Here is a 2462-nt window from a genome sequence, read left to right as displayed (position 1 = left end):
GCCGCGCCAGCGGCCCGAACGCCTCGGCGACCGGCGCGAGCGCCGCTCGGGCGTGCGTGCGCAGGCGTTCGACGGCCTCTGCGCCGGGCGGGTCGTCCGGCAGGAACTGGATCGTCATGCGGCCGGCGCCGAGTGGGACGGATGCCGCAGCCTCCGGCAGCTCGTCCGCTCCCGCCGCGATCTCGAGCGAGCCGCCGCCGATGTCGAACAGCAGGATCTGGCCGGCGGCCCATCCGAACCAGCGACGCACGGCGAGGAAGGTGTATCGCGCCTCGGTCTCGCCGCCCAGCACCTGCAGCGGCTGGCCGAGAGCCTGCTCGATGAGCGCGATCACGGCTGGGCCGTTCGCCGCCTCCCGCACGGCGGAGGTCGCTGTCGCGAGCAGCTCGTCGACCTTCTCGGCATCCGCGATGCGGCGGGCTTCGGTGACGGCGCCGACGAGCGCGGTGACGCCGGCCTCGGTGATCGCGCCGTCGGCGTCGAGGTAGCGCATGAGGCGCAGCACCGTGCGCTTGCTCGTGGTCGCAAGCGGCCGGCCTCCGGGCCGGACATCGGCGACCAGCAGGTGGACGGTGTTCGAGCCGATGTCGAGGACTCCGAGGCGCACGGTGCAAGGGTAGCGGCCGATGCGTCGACGCATCGGATGAGCGCAGGATGAGAAGCGGATGCCGCATCTTCCGCGCGTCGCAGGCTCGGTCTAGCCTCGGCGCCAGGGTGCCGATCCGGCACCCGTTCCCTGCAGGCGGGCACCGACGACGATGCCCGTGCATACGACGGCCGACGACGGCCGCCGAACGTCAAGGAGAGAACATGAACAGATCCCGCATCTCGGCGCGTCGCGTCGTGGGGCCGACCGCAGCCGGGGCCACCGCCCTCGCACTCGCACTCGCACTCGTGCCGGTGACGGCGGCGAGCGCCGCTCCCGGAGTGTCGTGCGACAAACGGAACAACAACACCGTCGCAAAACTCCTCGAGTGCGTGACCGCCGAGGGTGCCCTGGAGCACCTCGAGGCCTTTCAGCAGATCGCCGACGCCAACGGCGGCAACCGGGCCGCCGACACCGCGGGCTATGAGGCGAGCGTCGACTACGTCGTCGAGACGCTCGAGGCCGCCGGCTGGGAGGTCTCGATCGACGAGTTCGACTACCTGGTGCCGATCCCCACCGTGCACCAGCACGCCCCGACCGATGTCGTTCGTGCGGCGGGGTACTTCGTCGAGGGCTCTGCGGAGGGAGCCGTGGCGGGAGCCGTCATCCCAGTCGACCTCGCGATCGCCACCCCGGGTGGCGGCACGAGCGGCTGCGAGGCTGCCGACTTCACCGGACTGGACTTCTCCGGACCCGCCGACATCGCGCTCATCCAGCGCGGCGCCTGCGAGTTCGGCATCAAGGCCCGCAACGCCCAGAACGCCGGCGCCGAGGCGGTCGTCATCATGAACTCGGGCTCGCCGGGCAACGAAGGCGTGATCTCCAACGTCACGCTGATCGGCGCGAACCCCACGGCGCTCGACATCCCGGTGATCAACACGTCGTTCGACAGCGGCGTCGCGCTGGCACAGCCGGGATCGACCGCCACGGTGAGCATGTTCGTCGAGAACCATCCGCAGGAGAACGTGATCGCCGAGCTGCCCGGGCGCAACCCCCACAATGTGGTCATGGCGGGAGCGCATCTCGACTCGGTGCCCGCGGGCCCGGGGATCAACGACAACGGATCCGGCTCCGCGGCGCTGCTGGACATCGCCGAGAGCATGCGGAAGGTGAAGCCGCAGAACACCGTGCGCTTCGCGTGGTGGGGTGCCGAAGAGGTCGGCCTCCTCGGGTCGGCCGCCTATGTGGAGGGCCTCAGTGAGGCGGAGCGCGAGCGCATCGCGCTGTACCTCAACTTCGACATGGTCGCGTCGCCGAACTACGTCTTCATGGTCTACGACGGTGACGAGTCGACATGGGAGGCCCCCGTGGTCGTCCCGGAGGGATCCATCGAGATCGAGGACCTGTTCGAGCGCTACTTCACGAGCGTCGGCGTGCCCTACGACGACGCCGAGTTCAGCGGGCGCAGCGACTACGAGGCGTTCATCCTCGCCGGCATCCCGGCGGGCGGTCTCTTCACGGGCGCCGAGGACGAGAAGACGGCCGAGCAGGCGGCGATCTGGGGTGGAGCCGCGGGAGCATGGCTCGACCCCTGCTACCACCAGGCGTGCGACACGCTGGCCAACATCAGCATGGAGGCGCTCGATGTCAATGCCGATGCGATCGCCCTGGCGGTGCTCGCGTACGGGTACTCGACCGAGCTCGTGAACGGCGTCATCGGCGTCGACGTGCCGGGTGGCCTGCGGCTGCCCGAGCCCGCCGGTCCCGAAGGAACGTGGGCGAGCGGCGGCGGCGGCTACCACGGCCACGACCACACGCCCGACGCCGGCTGACGCCCGGCGCAGCGAACGGGCCCGCCTCCCTCGGAGGCGGGCCC

General features: G+C 70.8%; 2 protein-coding genes. One reads left to right on the top strand and one right to left on the bottom strand.

What is annotated here, in order from left to right; all coding sequences use genetic code 11:
* Nucleotides 1-607 (bottom strand): Ppx/GppA phosphatase family protein (locus EIO58_RS16170; RefSeq protein WP_446723939.1); only part of this gene is annotated, 607 nt, incomplete at its 3' end.
* A gap of 203 nt (nucleotides 608-810) precedes the next feature.
* Between EIO58_RS16170 and EIO58_RS16165 the strand changes: the two genes are divergently transcribed.
* Nucleotides 811-2418, top strand: coding sequence for a M20/M25/M40 family metallo-hydrolase (locus EIO58_RS16165; RefSeq protein ID WP_127820350.1), 1608 nt, complete (start codon nucleotides 811-813; stop codon nucleotides 2416-2418).
* The last annotated feature ends 44 nt before the right edge of the window (nucleotides 2419-2462 follow it).

It is taken from the genome of Microbacterium sp. CPCC 204701, assembly GCF_004010105.1.
In the GTDB taxonomy this organism is placed as follows: Bacteria; Actinomycetota; Actinomycetes; order Actinomycetales; family Microbacteriaceae; genus Microbacterium.
This window is presented reverse-complemented; position numbering and strand designations above follow the sequence as displayed.

Excerpts from the sequence above, each read along its gene's own strand:
- EIO58_RS16165 (WP_127820350.1), top strand. The coding sequence starts at position 811 with ATGAACAGATCCCGCATCTCGGCGCGTCGCGTCGTGGGGCCGACCGCA.